Here is a 20,442-nt window from a genome sequence, read left to right on the forward strand (position 1 = left end):
GCGGTAGCGTAAGCCTCATCTGTCATACCCCGGCGACGGGTGGCGCGACGCGCCGCCCGATGACAAGACCTTCCGGGGTATCCAGTACGCCGCGGCCTATCGGCTCAATCACAGCCCTCTCTGGAATACTGGATCACCCGCATTCGCATTCGCGGGTGATGACAGTTATGCGCGCGGTGCCTTTAGACGTCTCTCCAGACGTGCTAGAGCCGGGACATGAGTTCCTTTCCTTCCACGGTCGATGTTGCCATCATCGGTGCCGGCGCCGCCGGCCTCGGCGCCGCGCATGCGCTGAAGGGCTCCGGCCTTTCCACCATCGTGCTGGAAGCCCGCGACCGCCTCGGCGGCCGCGCGCATACGATCCAGGCCGCGCCCGACGTGGTGTTCGACGTCGGCTGCGGCTGGCTGCATTCGGCCGACCAGAACAGCTTTGTCGGCATCGCCCGGCAGCTTGGTTTCGAACTCAACAAGGACCTGCCGCCGTGGCGCGAGCGTGCCTACGGCGAGGCGTTCCCGCAGACCGACCGCGACGAGTTCACGGTTGCGCTCGACGAATTCTACGATCGCATCGAAAAGGCCGCGGAGCATGACAAGGACTACCCGGCCAACCTGTACCTCGAGCCCGGCAACCGCTGGAACCCGATGATCGATGCGATCTCGACCTATGTGAACGGCTGCGAGCTCGATCAGGTCTCGATCCTCGATGCCGATGCCTATGAGGACACCGAGGTCAATTGGCGGGTGCGGCGCGGCTATGGTGCGCTGATCGCGGCCTATGGCGCGCAGGTGCCGGTCGCGCTGAACTGCGAGGTCCGGCTGATCGATCATTCCGGCAAGCGCGTACGTCTCGAGACCTCGCGCGGCCTGCTCGAGGCGGACAAGGTGATCGTCACCGTGCCGACCAATCTGATCGCCGATGAGGCGATCCGCTTTTCGCCTGCGCTGCCGGACAAGCTCGATGCCGCGCGCGGCCTGCCGCTCGGCCTCGCCGACAAGGTGACGCTGGCGCTCGCCGAACCCGACGCGCTGCCGAAGGAAGGCAATCTGCGCGGCGCCACCATGCGCACCGAGATGGGTACCTACCACATCCGCCCGTTCGGCCAGCCCTGCATCGAGGGCTTTTTCGGCGGACGTTTTGCGCAAGCGCTCGAAGATGCCGGCGACGGCGCCATCGCAGCCCACAGCATCGACGAGATCGTCTCCTTCCTCGGCAATGATTTCCGCCGCAAGCTGAAGCCGCTCAGCGAATCCCGCTGGGCCCACGACCCGTTCGCCCGCGGCTCCTACTCGCACGCGCTGCCCGGCCACGCCGACAAGCGCGCCGTGCTGGCCGCGCCGGTCGACGGCCGGCTGTTCTTCGCGGGCGAAGCGACGTCACCGCATTTCTTCTCGACCGCGCATGGGGCGCGGGATTCGGGGGAGCGGGCGGCGAAGGAAGTGGTGACGGCATTGGCGCGCAAGTAGTCAGATCGTCATTGCGAGCGAAGCGAAGCAATCCATGCCGCCACAAGCGGAAAGATGGATTGCTTCGTCGCTCGCTCCTCGCAATGACGGCAGAAACTACTCCAGCACCCTCGCCCGCATGTCGGCGTCGGGCACGAAACACGTCTCGTACTTGCCGAAGATCTTGTAGCGGTTGCGGGCGATGAGGCTGTAGACGGCGTCGCGCAGCGGCTTCGGCACCCTGAACAGCCAGCGGGTCCATTCCCAGCCGGGGAGATGGGTCAGCACTGTGATTGCCGCGTCCGACTTCATGTGGATCGTGCCGGCATGGGTGACGGCGTTGGTGTCGGGATCATTGGGGTCGATGCCGAAAGTCCTTGCCAGCCGCGTGCCGTAGTCGGACTGGATCGGCGTGAAGCGGAAGCAGCGCGCCGTGTCGCGGGCGATGACGAAGCGAACCCAGCGCGAGCAGAAGACGCAGACGCCATCGTAGAGGATCACGTGATCGTCGGGCCAGACTGTCATCTTGATTTCCTTCGAGGCGTTTTCTTCACGCGAGCCGGTTCGCGCTTCGCTTGGAAACGCTACCGGTTATCCAGCGTCAGCAGCGCGACCAGCATCAGCACGATCGCGGGTCCGGTCTTCACCAGCGCGCCGAGCGGCTCGATCCAGAGATCGGGCGTCAGGATCGCCGATCCCGCCATGTAGCCGAGCGAGGCGATGATGCCTGCGACAAGCCCGAACGCCGCGGTGCGGCGGATCGCGATCAGCACGCCGATGCTCATGTCCATCAGGCTGGTCAGCGCCGTCACCGGCCCGACCAGCGCGGGCGGGAAATGGTGCGTGCTCAGGATACCGGCTGCGGCATCATAGGAGATGACCAGCGCGATGAAGCCGGAGGCGGCCCAGAACAGCACGAGGCTTGCGAAGATCAGCGCCTTGATCAGGAACAGCCGCGCGAACCATTTGTCCTGGATCGTCGCGGGACGCCCGCCGACCGCTTGCGCGATCGTTTTCGGCACGATGCCGGTCGCTTGCATCCAGGCCGAGGGATCGCCGGTGACGCCGCGGCGCAGCTCGGCGATCGCATTGGAGCGCAGCGGCGGCATCCAGCCGAGACGGCTAGCGAGATCGCCGAGGCGGGCGCCGAGATCGACCAGGAACGACGGCGATGCGATGCGAAAATGTTTCGCCGTGCCGAATGACCAGCGGAACTGGGCGATGACGCCGCCGAGCGAGACCGGCTGCGGCTGCATCAGGTCCCATGTCACCGAGCGCACCGCATCATCGGCAACATCGCGCGCCGCGAGCCAGGCGATGGTCGCGGCGATATCCTCGACCGCGACCGGTTGGAACGGCGTTGCCGCCTCGTCGGCCGGCAAATCCACCGGCAGCGCCGCCAGCGCACGCAGCATGGCGCTGCCGCCATAAGCCGATGGCGCGATCACAAAACCGGGTCGCAGGATCGCGTAGGCGATGCCTGACTCGGCGATCAGCCGTTCAGCCTCGCGCTTGGTGGTGCTGAAGGCCGTGCGATCTTCACTGGCTGCGCCGGGAATCGAAATATGCACGAGACGGATGGCGCGATGGCTGTCGCCGATCGCTTCCAGCAGTCGCGCCACGAAGTCGCGATGCACCGCGCGCGTGTCGCTGCCCGGTCCGTCCTGCAGCACGCCGAGGCAGTTCACGACGATGTCGATCTCATGGGTGCGGAGCAACTGCGTCAGGTCAGCGGCATCCATCGACATCACGGGCAGCTCGAGATCGGCCGCGCTCATCTTCTGCGCAGGTGTGAAATGCCGCGCGATCCCGATCACGTGAAAGCCGCGCGCCCTCAGATCATCGGTAACGTACCGCCCGATCAGGCCCGACGCGCCGAGCACGAGGATATTGTGTGATGCATCGTCACTCATGGAAGTCTTTGTTTGAGCATGATCCTGTTCGGAAAACCGCTGCACACTTTTCCGGGATCATGCTTCAAAATGGTTTCGCGATCATCAGCCAGAGGATGATCATGACCGAGCCGAAGCCGGGAATCCCGAACAGGAACCAGCGGCGAAACAGCGCGGAGTAACGCGGCGGCAGCGGCAGACCTTTTTCGGCGGCCGCCTGCGCGAGGTCGCGCATCTCCATCTGCATGAAGACGACGGGAACCCAGAACGCGCCGGCCAACGCGTAGAGCGCCAGCGACACCAGCAGCCAGCGCTCGGTGATGGCCGTCGACGACAGCATCATCAGCAGGCCGCCGCTCACCGGCTGCAGCAGCACGGCGCTCAGCGTGAAGATCATGTCCGCGACCACGACGATCGCCGCCGTGCGCGCGATGAAAGACGCGCTTTGCGTGCGATGCGCCGCCAGCATGAAGAAGGCGATGCCGGTCCCGGTGCCGAGGATCACGATCGCGCCGAGCACATGCAGATATTTGATCAGGAAGTAGAGCGTCATCGCAGTCCGCTCGGAATCAGGCCGGGTTCGGCGCGCACGGATACCGCCGCTGCCATAGGCCGGGTACGCGCGAAAATCCACTGCGGCGCACTCGGAGTACCCCCACATCGCGTCTGGATCACTCACAGAATCCTGGCGGCGAATCAGCCCAGAATGAGCTTTTCCAAACGACGGCGGTGTCATACTGCGCGCGCGATTCACGCTTTGCACAGGCCGGAATCGGCAATTGGTCGCTTGAGCCCGCCGAGTGTCCTCTTTCGGTACAAGTTTTCATGACACTGATGCAAAAAGCCCACAGGTTAACCGATAATTAACGATGGACCTTGAAGGCGGCCCTCCGACTTGCTTTGATTGCCTGCATGAGCACAACGCTAATCGAGGTCCGGCCGGCCAAAGCTGCAGATGCGGCTGCGGTGGCGTCTACCCATGACGAAGCCTGGCGCTCGGCGTATCAGGGAATCATCCCCGGCGCCGAACTCGAAAAGCTGATCAATCGCCGCGGCCCGCAGTGGTGGGACAGCGCGATCCGCAAGGGCAGCCGCGTCAGCGTGCTGGTGTTCGGCGACCGGATCGCAGGCTACGCCAATTACGGTCGCAACCGCGCCCGCAGCCTGCATTTCGAAGGCGAGATCTACGAGCTCTATCTGCGGCCGGAATTCCAGGGGCTTGGCTTCGGCCGGCGCCTGTTCGCCTCGGCTCGCCGCGACCTGATGCAGAGCGGCCTCAAGAGCATGGTGATCTGGGCACTCTCCGACAACGAGCCGGCGACCGAGTTTTACCGTGCGCTGGGCGGTCGGATGGTGGCGCGTTCCTCGGAGCGGTTCGGCCCCAAGTCGCTCGACAAGGTCGCTTTCGCCTGGGCCAACTGAAAATCCTGCTTCTCTCGCAGCTGCAGCAAGGCTAAACCAGCCTCCAGCGCTGCACGCGTCGGCCAGCCCGGCCTCAAGGCCGGGAGCCGTTTCGCGGCCCGGCGGCGCCAACCAAAAAATCACATCGTTCTCAACTTCCAGAGGCCACGCGGAGCAATCCATGCGTATCGACGCCATATCGATCGGAAAAAATCCGCCCCACGACGTCAACGTCATCATCGAGGTTGCCGTCGGCGGCGAGCCAATCAAGTACGAGATGGACAAGGAGGCCGGCACGCTCGTGGTGGACCGCTTCCTCTACACGCCGATGCGCTATCCCGGCAATTACGGCTTCATCCCGCACACGCTGTCGGGCGACGGCGATCCCTGCGACGTGCTGATCGTCAACACCCGCGCGATCGTGCCGGGCGCCGTGATGAGCGTCCGCGTTGTCGGCGTGCTGTTGATGGAGGACGAGGCCGGTGGTGACGAGAAGATCATCGCGGTGCCGTCATCGAAGCTGACCCAGCGCTACGACAAGGTGCAGAACTACAGTGACCTGCCCGACATCACGCTGCAGCAGATCCAGCACTTCTTCGAGCACTACAAGGATCTCGAGAAGGGCAAGTGGGTGAAGGTGCTGCGCTGGGGCGACGCCGACGAAGCCCGCAAGCTGATCCTGGAAGGCATCGAGCGCGCGAAGAAGAAGTAGGACTAAGGTCCTGCCGCCTCCTCCGTCATTGCGAGGAGCGCAGCGACGAAGCAATCCATGGTTCCGCGAACGCTGCGCGATGGATTGCTTCGCTTCGCTCGCAATGACGGCGTACGGATTTTCGCGCTGTCTTACACCGCAGGCGCCGGCAGGCCACCGATCGCGCAGGCGGCGCGCAGCGTGTTGACCAAGAGGCAGGCCACCGTCATCTGCCCGACGCCGCCGGGCACCGGCGTGATCGCGCCGGCGACATTGAGCGCCTCCCGGAATGCGACGTCGCCGACCAGCTTCGGCTTGCCGCCGGGCACCGGAATGCGGTTGATGCCGACATCGATCACGGTCGCGCCCGGCTTGATCCAGTCGCCCCGCACCATCTCGGGGCGGCCGACCGCGGCATAGACCAGGTCGGCCTGGGCGCAGAGCTTCGGCAGATCGCGCGAGCGCGAATGCGCGATCGTCACCGTCGCGTTCTCGTTCAGCAGCAATTGCACCAGCGGACGACCGACCAGATTGGAGCGGCCGATCACGATCGCGTTCATGCCCTCGAGCGAGGCATGTACGCTCTTGGTCAGGATGATGCAGCCGAGCGGCGTGCAGGGCGACAGTGCCGCCAGGCCGCCGGCGAGCCGGCCGGCATTGTTCGGATGCAGGCCGTCGACGTCCTTGGCCGGGTCGATCGCGTTGATGATGGTCTCGGTGTGCAACGCCTTCGGCAGCGGCAGCTGCACCAGGATGCCGTGCACCAGCGGATCGCGGTTGAGCCGCGCGATCAGCGCCAGCAGATCGGCCTGCGACACGTCCTCGGGCAGCTTGTGCTCGAACGAGGCCATGCCGGCGGCCTGGGTCTGGGTGTGCTTGCTGCGGACATAGACCTCGCTTGCGGGATCATGGCCGACCAGCACCACGGCGAGGCCCGGCGTAAGTCCGTGGTCGCGCTTGACACGGGCGACCTCGTCGGCGACGCGGGCGCGAAGCTCGGCGGCGATGGCTTTTCCGTCGATGATGCGGGCAGTCATGTCAGTCCTTCGTCTCTCGGTTCGGCTTGGCCGCCGTCAACTTTCTAAGTGCTTCGCCAAGCCCCTTGGGATCGCCGTCGACCGCCACCTGCTTCAGCCGCGAGGTGGCGCCGGACAACAGCTTCACCCTGGCCTTGGGCACGCCGAGCGCCTTGGCGAGCAACTCGGTCACCGCACGGTTGGCCTCGCCGCCCTCGGCAATGGCGCGGACCCGCACCTTCACCACGGAACGGCCGTTGGCCAGCGTTTCGATCCCGTCGATGTCGTCGCGGCCGCCGCGGGGCGTCACGCGCAAGGCGATGCTGATGCCCTCGGTGGAATAGCGCCAAGGTTCCATCAACAAGGATCCATCAAGGCTCCATCGCGCTGGATCAGATCACGTTGGGATAGATGTAGTAGGCGATCACCCGCTGGATGAACATGATGATCAGGATCACGATGATCGGCGAGATATCGAGCCCGCCCAGATTCGGCATCACGTTGCGAATCGGCCGCAGCACCGGCTCGGTGATCCGGTAGAGGAACTCGGCCACCGCGGAGACGAACTGGTTGCGCGTGTTGACCACATTGAAGGCGACCAGCCAGGACAGGATGGCGGAGGCGATCAAGAGCCAGACATAGAGGTCGAGGACGATGATGACGATGTCGAGAACAGCGCGCATATGATGGGGGCTCGCAGGTGGGACGACCAGGTGAGGCGCAACGAGACCGGCCTGAACCGCCATCGCGCGTCGTGTTTGAGCAGGATCTTTTCGGAAAACCGCCACGCGCCTTGCGCTAACGCGGCCCGCCGGGTCCGGATCATGCTCTAAATATCGGTTCATCCCCCCGCAAACAAGGGAAGTTCCCGGCGGGATGGGGCGAAAACCGCTGTTTCAGCGTTCTTGACTTGGCCTTGGGCGGGACTGTAAATGGCGCCCGACTGACGGCCGGGATACTCAGCAACACCCGGCCGCGATGGGGCCATAGCTCAGCTGGGAGAGCGCGTCGTTCGCAATGACGAGGTCGGCGGTTCGATCCCGCCTGGCTCCACCACGCTTCGCCCTTCGGGCTACGCGTGGCGCAGCCACGCAGGAGCCTGAAGGGCGAAGCGTGGTGTCCGGCGAAGCCCGCAGGGCGAAGACGGACCGGTCCAAAATTCCCGCCGTTGACGCCTCCGACCCAATCCCCCCTCACGTCCCCGTAAACCGCGGCGGGCGCTTCTCCACGAAGCTCGCGACGCCTTCCCTGAAATCATTGCCCTTCAGCGCGATCTGCATCTCGCGGTTGGCGTCGATGGTGGCTTCGGCGAGCGTCTGGAACGGCACGTCGTAGACCTGGCGCTTGATCACCGCGATCGCGCTCGGCGAGACGAAATCGGCGAGATCGCGGGCATAGGCGTAGGTTTCCTCGCGCAGCTTGTCGGGCGCGCAGAGCCGGTTGACGAGGCCGATGCGCAGCGCCTCCTCGGCCGACACCCGCCGCGCCGACATCAACAGATCGAGTGCGTTGGCGTGGCCGACGATGCGCGGCAGCATCCAGCTGATGCCGTGTTCGGCGATCAGCCCGCGCCGCGCGAAGGCGGTGGTGAACACCGCGCTGTCGGCCGCGAAGCGCAGGTCGCAATACAGCGCGTGGACCAGGCCGATGCCGGCGGTGGCGCCGTTGAGCATCGCGATCACGGGCTTCTTGATCGCAGGGTAATAGGCGTAGCGCGTCTGCCAGTCGGCGCGGCGGTTCATGTCGAACGCAACGCCCTCGCCGCGCCTGACCTCGTTGGGATCGATTCCCTTCAGCGCTTCCATGTCGGCGCCGGCGCAGAAGCCGCGGCCCGCGCCGGTCAAGATGATGACGCGCACGTTGTCGTCGTTGGATGCAGCATCCATCGCGTTGCGCACGTCGCGCTCCATGATCGCGGTCCACGCATTCATGCGGTCGGGGCGATTGAGCGTGATGGTCGCGATCCTGTCGCTGACCTCATACAGGATGTGTTCGTAGCTCACGGCGTTCTCCCTTGCCTTGTCGTTAAAGCATGATCCGAAAAAGTGCGAAGCGGTTTTCCGAAAAGATCATGCTCAAACAAAGGACTAAAGCGCGGCGATACCGCCCGCGCGCGGCAGGCGACAGTAGCACATCCATCAGAATGAAAAGACGGCGCGAAATTCCGCGCCGCGGCTATTCCGCGGCCTGCAGCATCACCGGCTGCTGCGGCGCACGCGTGATCCAGCCGTCGATGAAATGCTTCAGCCACGCGCGCTCGGCGGCATCGTGCACGGCGCGCCCGGCGAAGTGCAGGTGGCCCGGCTGCGCGCCCGGCTGGTCCATCCGCGGGCAACCGTGCGTGGTCCAGCGATGCATCATCGCGTAGGTCACGTCGGGATGGAATTGCAGGCCGAACGCATTGCCGAACTGGAACGCCTGCACCGGGAAATCATCACCCGTTGCGAGCAGGTCGGCGCCTGCGGGCAATTGAAATCCCTCGCCATGCCAGTGATAGACGCGCGCCGGCCAGTCCGGGCACAACGCGCGGCCCGCCTCCGTCGGCCTGACCGGGTAATAACCGACCTCGACACGGCCTTGCGGATGCGGCGCGACACGCGCGCCGAGTTGCCGCGCCAGCATTTGCGCGCCGAGGCAGATGCCGAGCAACGGACGCTGCTCGCGCAAGGGAGTTGCGATCCAGTCGATCTCGCGCCGCACATAGTCGTCGGGATCGTTGGCGCTCATCGGGCCGCCGAAGATGACCGCACCGGCATGCGCGTCCAGCGTTCCAGGCAGCGCGTCGCCGAAGCGCGGACGGCGGATGTCGAGGGGATAGCCCAGCGCACGCAGGGCGTTGCCGATCCGACCGGGGGTCGACGTCTCCTGATGCAGCACGATCAGCACCGGCCGCAGCGGAGTCTGATCCGAGATCTGAACCCTGGGCGTGACCGCGGCCGGCCTTCGGCTCGCGAAGGGCACCACGACACGGGTTTGGTCAGACCGGAACGACATTGCCTCTGCTTGAATATTCGGCACGTAAGGCACGATCATAGCTAAGTGGTCGTTAACATCGTGTGAGTTTGCGCACACACACGTGCGAAGCAAATCGCGGGCCAGAGACAGCCTTAACGGCGCTGATAAGCATGTCTTGGGCGAAGCCGGCGTCTTCGCGGCCAAGAAGCGCGGGCAAAAACGAGAAATTCTAACGCTTGCGGAGCTGAAAACCGCCGACCGCCGTCAGGATGAAAAAGCGCGGGAATAGCCGCAGCAGGAACGGCACCATCTTGATGAAGGCGCCGGGCAGCACGGCACGCTTGTTGGCCATCAGGCCGCGATAGGCCTGGCGGGCGACCTCATTAGGCGCGACATTGAGGATGGCGGAATCGAACCCGGGGGCAAATCCCGCGCGATCCTGGAATTCGGACGGCACGGGACCCGGGCAAACCACGGTGACGCGCACGCCCTTCGGCGCCAGCTCACAGCGCAATGCCTCGGTGAACGAGAGCACATAGGCCTTGCTGGCGTAGTACACGGCCATGCCGGGACCCGGCAGGAATCCGGCGATCGAGCCGACATTGAGGATACCGCCGCGATTGCGGATCACCTGATCGGCAAAGCGCAGCGTCAGATCGGTCAGCGCGCGGATGTTGACGTTGATGATATTGAGCTGTTCGGCGCGGTCGCGCTCGACAGCGAGGCCGAACAGCCCGAAACCGGCATTGTTGACGAGATATTCGACCTCGACTCCGGCCTCGGTCAGGGCCGCAGCAATCTTGTCGCCCACATCGGTCTGCTGGAGATCACACGGGATCACAATCGGGGCCGCGCCGCCCTTGGCGGCAAGCTCATCGGCGAGCGCCGTCAGGCGATCGGCGCGCCGCGCCACCAGCGCCACGCGGTGACCATTCGATGCAAACACGCGCGCCAGTTCGGTGCCTATGCCCGCCGATGCCCCGGTTATCAGCGTCACACGCTCTGTCACGTCTCAAACTCTTACTGCAAATTCTAGTGAGGTCCCAACGGGGGCGACGAGAGCATAGGCATGCGGTGGGACGCAAGCCGCGTGTAAGCTTCTGGACAGTGGCAAGACCCAGGTTTCGCGATGAAACGCCAGATTTTCAGTCGGATCGCCCACAATCGCGCCGGACATTAAAGTTTCGTCATCCGTGACGCCGGCGACGATGCTTTCCAGTCGCGCTGGCAACCGTGTCAGATTGCCGCGTCTGCCGTTCCCCAGGGCCCCTTCGGCAGCGCCGCCTGCTTCTCGGCGACCCGGTGCTTGAGATCGATGCGGTCGCGCGAGGAGATTCCGAGCAGATCGGCGGCGCGCCAGACCACATTGTCCTCGAACTCGCTGACCTGGCCGTCGGCATAGACCAGCTCCCACATCATCTCGACGATGCGCAGCCGTCCCTCCTCATTCACCGAGCGCATGATCACACTGGTAAAGTGATAGAGATCCACCGCCTCGCCCTCGACGCGCATGGCGGAGGCGATCAGCTTGTCGGCGGTACCGGGATCGAGCTGGAAACGGCTCTCGATCAGGCTGTGCAGCTTGCGCGTCTCGGCAGGCGTCGGCTCGCCGTCGAGCGAGACGACATGCACCAGCAGCGCGGTCGCCGCCAGGCGATAGTCGCCGTCGTTGAAGGCGCGATCGGCTTGGGCATCGGGGGAGACGATATCGGCAATGAATTGGCGGAGTCCGTCGAGCATCGCTTTCTCTGTGGAATGAAGACCGGGAGCCTTTGATCTGGCATGACCTATTCGGGCTACGCATTTTCCCGGGTCATGCTCGGTTGAAATCTATATGGCGTGGAAACAGAACCGGCGCAATCCGCGCGGGTTCCCGCTGCGGCATTACGTTTCGGCAAGCATTACGTTTCAGCAATATGACTACGGTATCTCGTACACCACGAGCTTGTCGGCAATGCCGCGCAGCGCCGCTTCCTTCTGGATCGGCCTGATCGCGGCGCGATCGAGGATACCGGCGACTTCAGCCGATTCCATCACCGGCTGGGTCAGGTGGATCTCCTGCGACGTCGACAGGCTCTGCACCCGAGCCGCGATATTCACGGTCTGGCCGAAATAGTCCTGCCGCTCGTTCAGCGTCACCGCGAGGCACGGCCCCTCATGGATGCCGATCTTCACGATCAGATCTTCCTTGCCGCGCGCGGCGTTGAGGTCCTTCATCGCAGCCCGCATGCGCAAGCCCGCCGACAACGCATGTTCGGGCCGGATGAAGGTCGCCATCACGGCGTCGCCGATCGTCTTCACCACGGCGCCGTGCTCGGAGGCGATGATGTCGAGCAGCGCGTGGAAATGCGCGCGCACCAGATCGAACGCGGCGAGATCGCCGACCCGCTCATAGAGCGCGGTCGAGCCCTTCAGATCGGTGAACAGGAAGGTCAGCGCGGTGATCTTCAGCCGCTGGTCGACGGTGAGGTTGTCGGCCTTGAACACGTCGCGGAAGGTCTGGTTCGACAGCATCCGCTTCGCGGTGAGGATCGGCTTGCGCTTGCCGAGCAATTTGTGCAGCGGATCGCCCGCGATCCACACCGACGGCAGCACGCGAACGTCGGCGTGATTCTCCAGCGAGAGCCGCAGCGGCCCCGGCCGCATCGTCGAGGTGCCGGTCGGCGCATGAGTCTTGTTGAATGCGATCGAGAACTGCTGACGCTCGGTAGTCGGCTCGCCCTCGACGGCGAAGAAGTGCGCCGAATGCGTCACCGGCTCGAACACGATGACGAACTGATTGGGCAAATTGAGCGACAGGATCGCCTTTTCGCCGGGCGGCAGCTCGAGCCCCTCCAGCGTCACCTCGTTGATCAGGGTCGCCAGCGAGCTCTCGTCGAACTCGATTCCCGAACTCCAGAACATCTGCCGGAAATATTCCCAGATCGGCAGCGCGTTGGGGTCGTGCGCGGCAATGTGCCGGACCCGCGGGCTGACGGTGAAGGCAACCTCGACCAGCTCGTCGACGGAAGCCTCGTAGCCCGCGGCGCACAGCGCGCAATTATAGTCGTCATGGCGCAGCGACTTAAGCGTGGTGTGGGCATCGAGCACGCCGCCGCAGCCCGGGCACAGCACGTTCCAGCTCATGTCGAACAGGCCGAGCCGCGAGGCATGCAGAAAGCCGGAGATCACCTTCTCCTGGTCGAGACCGGTACGGTTCGAGAAGTCCAGCAGATTGATGCGATTGAGCTCGCGATCATGGCCATCGACGATCAGCTGCTGCATGGCATCGACGACGGCCGGATCGGTCGTCTGCCTGAGGACTGCGAAATGGGCCTGCGTATCGCTCATGGTGAGCTCCTAGAGCATGATCCGGAAAAGTGTGTAGCGGTTTTCCGCAAAGATCATGCTCAAAACGAAGAGATAGAGCGGGATGACGATTCGACGAAGAGTCATCCCGCTCCAGATGAGCATTGGGACACTGCCGCGCAAGGTCAGCGCGGCTTGATCGTGAACGCCGGAGAACGGTTCGGCTGCGTCGTCACCACGCCGATCGGAAGCACCGGATCCTTGTCCGCCAGCGCGACGCGGAATGTGCCGATGATTTTAGCAAGCGCGAGCGTCGCCTCGACCAGCGCAAAATGCGCGCCGATGCAGACCCGCGCGCCGACCCCGAACGGCAGATAGGCGAAGCGATCGGGCGGCGTTCCCGTCATGAAACGCGCCGGCACGAACGCGTTCGGATCGCGCCACAGCTTTTCATGCCGGTGCAGCAGCCACGGCGCGATCAGGATTACGTCATGCTTCCTGACCGGACGGCCCGCGATGGTATCAGGACCGCCCGCAGCACGTGCGATCAGGAACGCCGGCGGATAAAGCCGCATGGTTTCGTCGATCACGGCGCGGGTGAATTTCAGCCGCTCGATATCGAGTTCGCCTGATGTCGCCACGCTCCTGACTTCTGCCGCCAGTTGCTCCTGGGTCAACGGATCCAGCGCCAGCAGATAGAGCGCCCAGAACAGCGCGGTCGCGGTCGTCTCATGGCCGGCCAGAATCATGGTGGCAACCTGGTCGCCGAGCTGGGCATCGGTGAAGGCCTGGCCGGTTTCAGGATCGCGCGCGGCGCCCATCAGGTCGAACAGGTCACGCGCCGGCGCATTGTCATCCTTGCCGGTGGCGCGGCGCTCGGTCATCAGTTGGCCGACAAACGCCGTCCAGCGCTTGCGGAACCGGGCGCGCCGGAAATCCTGCGGCGTCGGCCAGTTCAAGGGCAGCACCAGGTCCAGCATGTGCGGCCGCGCCAGCGTGTCGCCATACTCCATCACGAAATCGCGCAGCGCGGCGCCGTGGCGATCCATGCCGAACGAGAACATGGTGCGGCCGGCGATCTCCAGCGTCATGCGCTGCATCGCCTCGCGCAGATCGACCGGGCCGCCGCTCGCAGACTTCAGCTTGGCGATGGTCTCGTCGACCGCCGCGACCATGTAGGGCACCAGCGTCATCACCGCGCGCGGCGTGAACGCCGGGGCCAGCGTGCGGCGCTGATGTTTCCAGGCGCGGCCCTCGGCGATCAGCAATCCCTCGCCCAGCATCGGACGCAGCACGCGCAGGCCGGCCGGCGTGCGGGTGTAGTTCTCGTAATTGTCGACCAGCACGTGGCGGATCGCATCCGGCGTGTTGAGGATGAAGCTCGAATGGTTGAGAAAGCGGCCCTGGACGATGTCGTCCTCATAGGCGCGCTGGCCCCAGGTTTCGATCGGCGAGTTGCGCATCACCCGCATGCGCTGGAACGCGCCCATGTTATCGGGCGCGCGCGGCGGGGCCGGCGGGACCAGGGGGCGTCGCGTGACCGTGATGTCGTAGACCTCGGCTATGCTCATGGTCCTCGCTTCCTGCCTCACGCAACGGCCGATCCGGCCATGCGATCCCGGCGCCATGAAGGCGCGGTCCGCGCCGCCAACCGACACGGGTTCCGACAATCCCCGACCACCGGCCCGCGACCCGGTCCCTGACTGTTTCCCCAGCCTTTCAATACTTTAGCTGTTCAGCATGGCCGAGAACAGCGCGGTAATCGCTGGACAGGACACGCGTTTGCCGGGCATCAGTTGATCCAGCCGGAATCATTCAACAAGCCATAGCAGGCCAAGCGGAACCGGATATGACCGAACTGCGGACGCGTCCCGACAGTATCACTGCACCGTTACGGCATTCAATCTTCAGGCGAATCTGGCTCGCCAGCCTGCTCTCCAATCTCGGCATCCTGATCCAGGGCGTCGGTGCCGCCTGGGCGATGACCCAGATGACCGCGGAGGCCGACAAGGTCGCGCTGGTGCAGACCGCGCTGATGCTGCCTGTCATGCTGATCTCGATGCCGGCCGGCGCCATCGCCGACATGCACGACCGCCGCGTCGTGGCGCTGGTGTCGCTTATGATCGCGCTCTCCGGCGCCACCACGCTGACGGTGCTGGCCTGGCTCAATCTGGTGACGCCGAACATCCTGCTCGCGCTGTGCTTCGTCGTCGGCAGCGGCATGGCGCTGTTCGGCCCGGCCTGGCAATCCTCGGTCAGCGAGCAGGTGCCGTCGGAGACGCTGCCCGCCGCGGTCGCACTGAACGGCATCAGCTACAATATCGCCCGCAGCTTTGGTCCTGCGATCGGCGGCATCGTGGTCGCCTCGGCGGGCGCCGTGGCGGCCTTCGCCGCCAATGCCGTGCTGTATCTGCCGCTGCTCGTCGTGCTGTTCCTGTGGAATCGCGTCAGCGAGCCGTCGCGGCTGCCGCGCGAGCGGCTGAACCGCGCCATCGTCTCCGGCGTGCGCTACATCACCAATTCGCCGTCGATCAAGATCGTGCTGACCCGCACCATGGTGACCGGCATCATCGGCGGCTCGGTCTCGGCGCTGATGCCGCTGGTGGCGCGCGACCTGCTGCATGGCGGCGCGCAGACCTACGGCATCATGCTCGGCGCCTTCGGCATGGGCGCTGTGATCGGCGCGCTCAACATCAGCGAGATCCGCAGCCGGCTGAGCGGCGAAGCCGCGGTGCGAACCTGCGCGATCCTGATGGGCGTTGCGATCGCAATCGTCGCCGTGAGCAAGGAGCCTGTCATCACCGCCGCCGCGCTGGTGGTTGCCGGCGCGGTGTGGATGCTGGCGATCGCGCTGTTCAATATCGGCGTGCAGCTCTCGGCGCCGCGCTGGGTCGCGGGCCGTTCGCTTGCGGCGTTCCAGGCCGCGATCGCCGGTGGCATCGCAATCGGGAGCTGGTGCTGGGGTCGCATCACCGACGCCGGCGGCGTCGAGATGGCGCTGTTGATCTCCGCCGGCCTGATGCTGCTGTCGCCAGTGCTCGGCATCTGGCTCAGGATGCCGCCGATCGGCGCGCGCAACGAGGACGCGACCGAGACGCTGGCCGATCCCGAGGTGCGGCTGCAACTGACCGGGCGCAGCGGGCCGCTGGTGGTCGAGATCGAATACCGGGTGGCGCAGGACAATGCGCGCGCCTTCCACAATGTGATGCAGGACGTGCAGCTCAGCCGCCAGCGCAACGGCGCCTATGGCTGGTCGATCGCGCGCGACATCGCCGATCCGGAATTGTGGACCGAGCGTTATCATTGCCCGACCTGGCTCGATTTCCTGCGCCAGCGCAACCGCGCCACCCAGATCGAGCGCGAACTGCATCAGAAGGCGGCCGCCTTCCACATCGGCGCCGAGCCGATCCGCGTGCGCCGGATGCTGGAGCGGCCGTTCGGCTCGGTGCGCTGGAAGGACGAGACCCCGGACCGCGCCGCCAAGGAGGTGATCCCGGTGGTCGCGACCGCGGCGGGCAGCAGCACTTGATGTCAGCCGTCATTCCAGGGCGCGCGAAGCGCGAACCCGGAATCCAGAGGTTATATTGGCTCGCGATTCCGCGGTGCGCAATTGCGCACCTGAGGTTCGATGCTTTCGCATCGCCCCGGAATGACGATGACGGAAACTACTGCCCGTGATCGATCAGCGTCTGCTGGCAGGCCTTGCTGAGGCGGCCGCGATGCACCTTCAGGCAGGCCAGCACGACCTGATCGCCCTCGCTGAGATGGGCGCGGCAGAACCGCGAGGCATCGCGCGAGCAGGCATCACGCCCCTGCTGCTGCGCCGAGGCGGCCGACGTCAACAGAACCAGCGGAACGACGGCGAACAGAAATCGGGTCATCTCTCAAAGCCTCTAAGGAATGTGACGCTGGTTCTATAGCGTTTCAGGGAAACGAAGAAGCTTGAAACCTGCGAAGCGAGCCGGCCGGTTTCGCGCAGAGGCGATCGTGCGGGGATAGGCCTTAGTCTCTGGTGGTACGCGCCTGCGGACTGTGACAGTCATCACGCATGCGTAAGCCGCACTTTTTCTTGCCGTTCCGGCGCCGTGTTGGGATCGCGTTAAGACCTTGTTGGCATTAATCGCTCGTTACGGCTGTGGCGTATCCTTAAGTTCCGAGAGAGTGTATAGCGATGCGTAGTGCGTTGGGCCTGATGCTGGCCAGTGTTGTAGCGGCGATCGTGATCGCCGGCGTGTGGTTCTGGACTTCCTCCCCGCGTGCCGACGCGGCGCCTCCGCAAACCACGGCCGCAGCCCAGGCCGATCCGCTCGCCGCGGCGGCCAAACAGGCCGCCAGGGACGATGTCGAGACGACCGCCGCGCTGTCGAAGCGCGCCGATGCCACCCCGGCGGCGGCCCCGGCCGCAGCCCCCGCACCGGCACCGGTGCCGGCCCCCGTCGCGGCCGCGCCCAAATGCGCCAATCCCGACGCGCTCGGCATCAGCCGCACCGTCGTGGTCGACACGACAGGCGGCCCGGGCTTCGGCTTCCTGCAGTACAAGCAGTATGACTTCCTGACCGACAAGGAGGTCGTGCTGACCTTCGACGACGGTCCGTGGCCGACCACGCCCGCCGTGCTCAAGGCGCTGGCGGACGAGTGCACCAAGGCGGTGTTCTTCCCGATCGGCCTGCACACCACCTATCACCCGGACATCCTGCGCCAGGTCCAGGCCGCCGGCCACACCATCGGCGCCCACACCTGGTCGCACGCGCATCTGGCGAGCAAGAAGCTCACCGAGCAGCAGGCCAAGGACGAGATCGAGAAGGGTTTTAGCGCGGTGAAGCTGGCGCTGGGGGCCAATCCCGCTCCGTTCTTCCGCTTCCCGGCACTGGCGCACACGCCGGCGACAACGGCCTATCTCGGCACCCGCAACATCGCGATGTTCTCGGTCGACGTCGACTCCAACGACTTCAAGTCCAAGAGCTCCGACGAGGTCATCAACAACGTGATGACCAAGCTCGACAAGGAGCACAAGGGCATCATCCTGATGCACGATCTGCAGAAGCACACCGCGCAGGCGCTGCCGACCTTGCTGCGCAAGCTGAAGGCGGGCGGCTACAAGGTGGTCTGGATGAAGGCCAAGACCCAGCTCGAGACGCTGCCCGAATACGACGCGATGATGGCGAAGACCGAGAAGCCGGTCGCATCGGGCCGGCCCATCGGCAACGTCGTGCAGACGGTCGCCGAGTAACCCAGCCGACGCATTCGACACACTCGACGCAAAGCGCCCCCGGATCCGATCCGGGGGCGCTTTCGTTTCTGATCGCCGCTATCTTCTCCTGGTCCGGCACGGCCGGACGGCCCTGGCCGAGAGGCGCCATCGCACCCGGCGGCGGCTCCCGCCAAAATATCGAAAACAACCCCATGCAAAGGAGCCCGCGGCCGTCATGGACGGGGCTGTCTGCGCCGTCTCCTCCCCGCAGCGGCCTTGATCTGGATCAACGGCGGCTTTCCATTGGATCGTTCAATAGGATCTCGGGTTCCGCTCGTTGCCTGCGTCGGATCTGCCTGCCTGATATTTGCCAGCACAGCGCGGCTATCATGAAGACCTTCGATATCACGTATCGCTATAGCAGCGACGATGCCGCGCTCAGGCCGGACCCGCAGGACAGTCATGCGGCCTTGCTCCGTCTGGAACGCGGCAACAAAAACTTCGCCGCACTCCTTGACCAGGATGAGGATGAGACCGTGGTCCAGCAGATCATCCCGGTCGATCTGCGTGACCTCGGCCTGCCGGCCGACAGCGCCGTGCCGAAGCAGAGACCGTTTGCAGCCGTGCTCGGCTGCTCCGACGCCCGGGTGCCCGTTGAACTGATTTTCAATGAAGGGCCCAATGATCTCTTCGTGGTCCGCGTCGCGGGCAACGGCCTCGGAACGGAGGTGCTTGGAAGCCTCAAATACGCCGTCGAGAACCTTGGCGGGAGCCTCAAACTCATCGTCGTGCTCGGTCACAGCGGATGCGGCGCGCTCACGACAGCCGTCGATGTCTTCCTCAATCCGCGCGAATACCTGCCGCTCGCGACCAAGCGCTCGCTTCGCAGCATTCTCGACGGTGCGCTGGTCGTGGTCCAGACATCAGAGAGAAAGCTGATCGCCGCATTCGGGCCAAAGGTCGTGCACCGTCCTGGATATCGAAAAGCCCTGATCGAGACGTCGATTGCCACCAACGCCGCGCTGGCGGCCTACTCGATACAAGAAGAATTGAGGACCAACGCCTACGCCGGGATCGAAGCGGTTTACGGCGTCTATCTTCTGGAGAGCCGCGCGATATGGGCTCCTTGTTCCGGCGATGCCGACGGGATTGGGCTGGCGCCAGCACCTCGAGACCTCATGGCGTTCGTGGAGCTCGGCAACGCCGTCGTGCAATCGCAGCGCATTGCATCGCTTGTCGACGCACGCATCCCGCCGGCGGGACAGTAGCTGCCGACAGGTTGGCGTGGTCCAACCGGATTGTCGGAACTTGGTCCTATCGGCTGGCCCGTATCGCTGTATCGTCATGCGCCTTGAGAAATGATCCCGGCGCAACGCTGCCCGTGCGCGTCAGCGTCCACCCCACCAGCTTGTGAGCTGCGCCTTCGATGATGACCCGGGAATAGATTCGCCGGTTTGGCCCTCTCCTCCGCACATGCCTGAACTCTGGAGAACTCAGTGAGTGCATTTGAACAAGGTCGCGTACGGCCCGGCGACGATGGCTTGGCGAATGCGGCCGCCGAAAGGCTCCGTTCGATGATCCCGGCGGCCGGCGCGATCGCCTATCCGTTCCTGCTCGACGGATTTCATCTCGCGGTCTCGCCCGCGAGCGGCCAGATCTCGCCGGGCCGGCTGGTCCTGGCCGCGCTCTGCCTGCTTGCGGCGACCGCCGCGCCCTTGCTGGGCCTTGCCTGCGCCTATTGGATGACCAGGGCCGTGCCGTCATCCTTCGAGCTGCGCGCCCGGCGGCTCGCCTATATCAGCATCGCGGCGCCGCCCTTGTTCGTGCTGACCGGCGTCGGTCTCGGACTGCTGCACATCCCTGTCAGCGACGAGCTCGTCTGGGTCGCGGGCTGGCTCGCCGCATGCCTCTACGTGCTGCTCGGCCGCGAGCAGGAGCGGCCGGCGAACCCGGCTGCGATCGCGCCGTCCATTGCCCGATGGCGCGTCACGCATGGCATCGCCGCAGCAGTCATCCTGCTCTATGTCGCGTTTCATCTCACCAATCATCTGCTGGGCCTGCTCGGACCCGAGATGCACGGCGCCGTGATGAAGCTGGGCCGCACGGTCTATCGATCGTCCGTGATCGAGCCGATCCTCGTCAGCCTGATGCTGTTCCAGGTCGCCATCGGCGTGCGGCTCGCCTGGCGCTGGAGCGCGCTACCGGCGGATGCGTATCGCGGGTTTCAGATCGGCTCCGGCGTCTACCTTGCGGCATTCATCGTCACCCATCTGAATTCCGCATTGGTCTCGGCGCGGGCCGTGCACCACATCGACACCAATTGGGACTGGGCGTCGAGCGCACCGACCGGCCTGATCCACGACGCCTGGAGCATTCGGCTGGTGCCGCACTACGCGCTCGGCGTGTTCTTCGTGCTCGCCCATCTCGCCTCGGGATTGCGCGGCGTCCTGATCGCGCACGGTGTGACCACGACGGTCGCCAACCGGATCTGGGCAATCGGCCTCGCCGCCGGCGGGCTCGTCGCGGTCGCGATCATGAGCGGATTGTGCGGGGTGCGGGTTTAGC

20 protein-coding genes and 1 tRNA gene are annotated in these 20,442 nt (G+C 65.0%); 8 read left to right on the top strand and 13 right to left on the bottom strand.

All coding sequences use genetic code 11. The features are described from left to right. Positions 1-216 precede the first annotated feature (216 nt). Positions 217-1,464, top strand: a complete 1,248-nt coding sequence (locus tag ACVILL_RS12310; RefSeq protein ID WP_456729286.1) for a flavin monoamine oxidase family protein — start codon at positions 217-219, stop codon at positions 1,462-1,464. A gap of 96 nt (positions 1,465-1,560) precedes the next feature. Here ACVILL_RS12310 and ACVILL_RS12315 read toward each other — a convergent pair whose 3' ends face one another. From ACVILL_RS12315 to ACVILL_RS12325, 3 genes are all read right to left on the bottom strand, one after another. Then, the gene (locus tag ACVILL_RS12315) at positions 1,561-1,968 is read right to left on the bottom strand and encodes a thiol-disulfide oxidoreductase DCC family protein (RefSeq protein ID WP_456729287.1); all 408 of its coding nucleotides are present in this window, start codon (positions 1,966-1,968) and stop codon (positions 1,561-1,563) included. A 59-nt stretch (positions 1,969-2,027) separates the two neighbouring features. Next, complete coding sequence (locus ACVILL_RS12320) at positions 2,028-3,356, bottom strand: SDR family oxidoreductase (RefSeq protein WP_456729288.1); 1,329 nt, start codon at positions 3,354-3,356, stop codon at positions 2,028-2,030. Between the two features lie 64 nt (positions 3,357-3,420). Then, a complete protein-coding gene (locus ACVILL_RS12325) occupies positions 3,421-3,888 on the bottom strand; it encodes a DUF2269 family protein (RefSeq protein WP_456734251.1) in 468 nt (155 codons plus the stop codon). Positions 3,889-4,247: 359 nt separating this feature from the next. Between ACVILL_RS12325 and ACVILL_RS12330 the strand changes: the two genes are divergently transcribed. Further along, a complete protein-coding gene (locus ACVILL_RS12330) occupies positions 4,248-4,757 on the top strand; it encodes a GNAT family N-acetyltransferase (protein WP_016847248.1) in 510 nt (169 codons plus the stop codon). Between the two features lie 160 nt (positions 4,758-4,917). Beyond that, positions 4,918-5,448 carry an inorganic diphosphatase gene (gene ppa / locus ACVILL_RS12335; RefSeq protein WP_016847249.1) on the top strand — a complete coding sequence of 177 codons (531 nt, stop codon included), beginning with the start codon at positions 4,918-4,920 and terminating at the stop codon, positions 5,446-5,448. A 131-nt stretch (positions 5,449-5,579) separates the two neighbouring features. Here ppa and folD read toward each other — a convergent pair whose 3' ends face one another. The 3 genes from folD to ACVILL_RS12350 are packed head-to-tail and all read right to left on the bottom strand — an operon-like array spanning position 5,580 to position 7,126. Next, on the bottom strand, positions 5,580-6,464 hold the full coding sequence (gene folD / locus ACVILL_RS12340) for a bifunctional methylenetetrahydrofolate dehydrogenase/methenyltetrahydrofolate cyclohydrolase FolD (protein ID WP_456729289.1): 885 nt from the start codon (positions 6,462-6,464) through the stop codon (positions 5,580-5,582). A 1-nt stretch (position 6,465) separates the two neighbouring features. Further along, the gene (locus ACVILL_RS12345) at positions 6,466-6,801 is read right to left on the bottom strand and encodes a DUF167 domain-containing protein (protein WP_456729290.1); all 336 of its coding nucleotides are present in this window, start codon (positions 6,799-6,801) and stop codon (positions 6,466-6,468) included. Positions 6,802-6,835: 34 nt separating this feature from the next. Continuing rightward, positions 6,836-7,126, bottom strand: a complete 291-nt coding sequence (locus tag ACVILL_RS12350) for a YggT family protein (protein ID WP_021078230.1) — start codon at positions 7,124-7,126, stop codon at positions 6,836-6,838. 297 nt (positions 7,127-7,423) lie between these two features. Here ACVILL_RS12350 and ACVILL_RS12355 point away from each other — a divergent pair. Further along, positions 7,424-7,499, top strand: a tRNA-Ala gene (locus ACVILL_RS12355). A gap of 137 nt (positions 7,500-7,636) precedes the next feature. On the opposite strand, the gene ACVILL_RS12360 is transcribed toward ACVILL_RS12355, so the two are convergent. The 6 genes from ACVILL_RS12360 to ACVILL_RS12385 all read right to left on the bottom strand — a co-directional run bounded on the left by ACVILL_RS12360 (position 7,637) and on the right by ACVILL_RS12385 (position 14,257). Next, complete coding sequence (locus ACVILL_RS12360) at positions 7,637-8,446, bottom strand: enoyl-CoA hydratase (RefSeq protein ID WP_456729291.1); 810 nt, start codon at positions 8,444-8,446, stop codon at positions 7,637-7,639. Between the two features lie 172 nt (positions 8,447-8,618). Further along, positions 8,619-9,437 carry a glutamine amidotransferase gene (locus ACVILL_RS12365; protein ID WP_456729292.1) on the bottom strand — a complete coding sequence of 273 codons (819 nt, stop codon included), beginning with the start codon at positions 9,435-9,437 and terminating at the stop codon, positions 8,619-8,621. 190 nt (positions 9,438-9,627) lie between these two features. Beyond that, positions 9,628-10,407: an SDR family NAD(P)-dependent oxidoreductase gene (locus ACVILL_RS12370; protein WP_456729293.1), complete on the bottom strand. Its 780-nt coding sequence runs from the start codon at positions 10,405-10,407 to the stop codon at positions 9,628-9,630. A 227-nt stretch (positions 10,408-10,634) separates the two neighbouring features. Then, positions 10,635-11,138: a tellurite resistance TerB family protein gene (locus ACVILL_RS12375; protein ID WP_456729294.1), complete on the bottom strand. Its 504-nt coding sequence runs from the start codon at positions 11,136-11,138 to the stop codon at positions 10,635-10,637. A gap of 180 nt (positions 11,139-11,318) precedes the next feature. Further along, the gene (locus ACVILL_RS12380) at positions 11,319-12,728 is read right to left on the bottom strand and encodes a DUF5939 domain-containing protein (protein ID WP_456729295.1); all 1,410 of its coding nucleotides are present in this window, start codon (positions 12,726-12,728) and stop codon (positions 11,319-11,321) included. Positions 12,729-12,871: 143 nt separating this feature from the next. After that, positions 12,872-14,257 carry a cytochrome P450 gene (locus tag ACVILL_RS12385; RefSeq protein ID WP_456729296.1) on the bottom strand — a complete coding sequence of 462 codons (1,386 nt, stop codon included), beginning with the start codon at positions 14,255-14,257 and terminating at the stop codon, positions 12,872-12,874. A gap of 278 nt (positions 14,258-14,535) precedes the next feature. Between ACVILL_RS12385 and ACVILL_RS12390 the strand changes: the two genes are divergently transcribed. After that, positions 14,536-16,215 carry an MFS transporter gene (locus ACVILL_RS12390; protein WP_456729297.1) on the top strand — a complete coding sequence of 560 codons (1,680 nt, stop codon included), beginning with the start codon at positions 14,536-14,538 and terminating at the stop codon, positions 16,213-16,215. 136 nt (positions 16,216-16,351) lie between these two features. Here the strand turns inward: ACVILL_RS12390 and ACVILL_RS12395 are convergent, their stop codons facing one another. Continuing rightward, positions 16,352-16,567 carry a hypothetical protein gene (locus ACVILL_RS12395; protein ID WP_456729298.1) on the bottom strand — a complete coding sequence of 72 codons (216 nt, stop codon included), beginning with the start codon at positions 16,565-16,567 and terminating at the stop codon, positions 16,352-16,354. A 290-nt stretch (positions 16,568-16,857) separates the two neighbouring features. On the opposite strand from ACVILL_RS12395, the gene ACVILL_RS12400 reads away from it, so the two are divergent. The 3 genes from ACVILL_RS12400 (at position 16,858) to ACVILL_RS12410 (ending at position 20,441) form a co-directional block, all read left to right on the top strand. Next, the gene (locus ACVILL_RS12400; protein WP_456729299.1) at positions 16,858-17,916 is read left to right on the top strand and encodes a polysaccharide deacetylase family protein; all 1,059 of its coding nucleotides are present in this window, start codon (positions 16,858-16,860) and stop codon (positions 17,914-17,916) included. A gap of 350 nt (positions 17,917-18,266) precedes the next feature. Beyond that, positions 18,267-19,145: a carbonic anhydrase gene (locus tag ACVILL_RS12405; RefSeq protein WP_456729300.1), complete on the top strand. Its 879-nt coding sequence runs from the start codon at positions 18,267-18,269 to the stop codon at positions 19,143-19,145. 228 nt (positions 19,146-19,373) lie between these two features. Further along, complete coding sequence (locus ACVILL_RS12410) at positions 19,374-20,441, top strand: hypothetical protein (protein WP_456729301.1); 1,068 nt, start codon at positions 19,374-19,376, stop codon at positions 20,439-20,441. Position 20,442 lies beyond the last annotated feature (1 nt).

The sequence above is a fragment of the Bradyrhizobium sp. USDA 3364 genome (assembly GCF_054056355.1).

What these genes read in the sequence shown, in the direction of transcription:
- ACVILL_RS12310 (WP_456729286.1), top strand. Translation starts at nt 217, where the DNA reads ATGAGTTCCTTTCCTTCCACGGTCGATGTTGCCATCATCGGTGCCGGC.
- ACVILL_RS12315 (WP_456729287.1), bottom strand. Translation starts at nt 1,968, where the DNA reads ATGACAGTCTGGCCCGACGATCACGTGATCCTCTACGATGGCGTCTGC.
- ACVILL_RS12320 (WP_456729288.1), bottom strand. Translation starts at nt 3,356, where the DNA reads ATGAGTGACGATGCATCACACAATATCCTCGTGCTCGGCGCGTCGGGC.
- ACVILL_RS12325 (WP_456734251.1), bottom strand. Translation starts at nt 3,888, where the DNA reads ATGACGCTCTACTTCCTGATCAAATATCTGCATGTGCTCGGCGCGATC.
- ACVILL_RS12330 (WP_016847248.1), top strand. Translation starts at nt 4,248, where the DNA reads ATGAGCACAACGCTAATCGAGGTCCGGCCGGCCAAAGCTGCAGATGCG.
- ppa (WP_016847249.1), top strand. Translation starts at nt 4,918, where the DNA reads ATGCGTATCGACGCCATATCGATCGGAAAAAATCCGCCCCACGACGTC.
- folD (WP_456729289.1), bottom strand. Translation starts at nt 6,464, where the DNA reads ATGACTGCCCGCATCATCGACGGAAAAGCCATCGCCGCCGAGCTTCGC.
- ACVILL_RS12345 (WP_456729290.1), bottom strand. Translation starts at nt 6,801, where the DNA reads ATGGAACCTTGGCGCTATTCCACCGAGGGCATCAGCATCGCCTTGCGC.
- ACVILL_RS12350 (WP_021078230.1), bottom strand. Translation starts at nt 7,126, where the DNA reads ATGCGCGCTGTTCTCGACATCGTCATCATCGTCCTCGACCTCTATGTC.
- ACVILL_RS12365 (WP_456729292.1), bottom strand. Translation starts at nt 9,437, where the DNA reads ATGTCGTTCCGGTCTGACCAAACCCGTGTCGTGGTGCCCTTCGCGAGC.
- ACVILL_RS12375 (WP_456729294.1), bottom strand. Translation starts at nt 11,138, where the DNA reads ATGCTCGACGGACTCCGCCAATTCATTGCCGATATCGTCTCCCCCGAT.
- ACVILL_RS12380 (WP_456729295.1), bottom strand. Translation starts at nt 12,728, where the DNA reads ATGAGCGATACGCAGGCCCATTTCGCAGTCCTCAGGCAGACGACCGAT.
- ACVILL_RS12385 (WP_456729296.1), bottom strand. Translation starts at nt 14,257, where the DNA reads ATGAGCATAGCCGAGGTCTACGACATCACGGTCACGCGACGCCCCCTG.
- ACVILL_RS12390 (WP_456729297.1), top strand. Translation starts at nt 14,536, where the DNA reads ATGACCGAACTGCGGACGCGTCCCGACAGTATCACTGCACCGTTACGG.
- ACVILL_RS12395 (WP_456729298.1), bottom strand. Translation starts at nt 16,567, where the DNA reads ATGACCCGATTTCTGTTCGCCGTCGTTCCGCTGGTTCTGTTGACGTCG.
- ACVILL_RS12400 (WP_456729299.1), top strand. Translation starts at nt 16,858, where the DNA reads ATGCGTAGTGCGTTGGGCCTGATGCTGGCCAGTGTTGTAGCGGCGATC.
- ACVILL_RS12405 (WP_456729300.1), top strand. Translation starts at nt 18,267, where the DNA reads ATGAAGACCTTCGATATCACGTATCGCTATAGCAGCGACGATGCCGCG.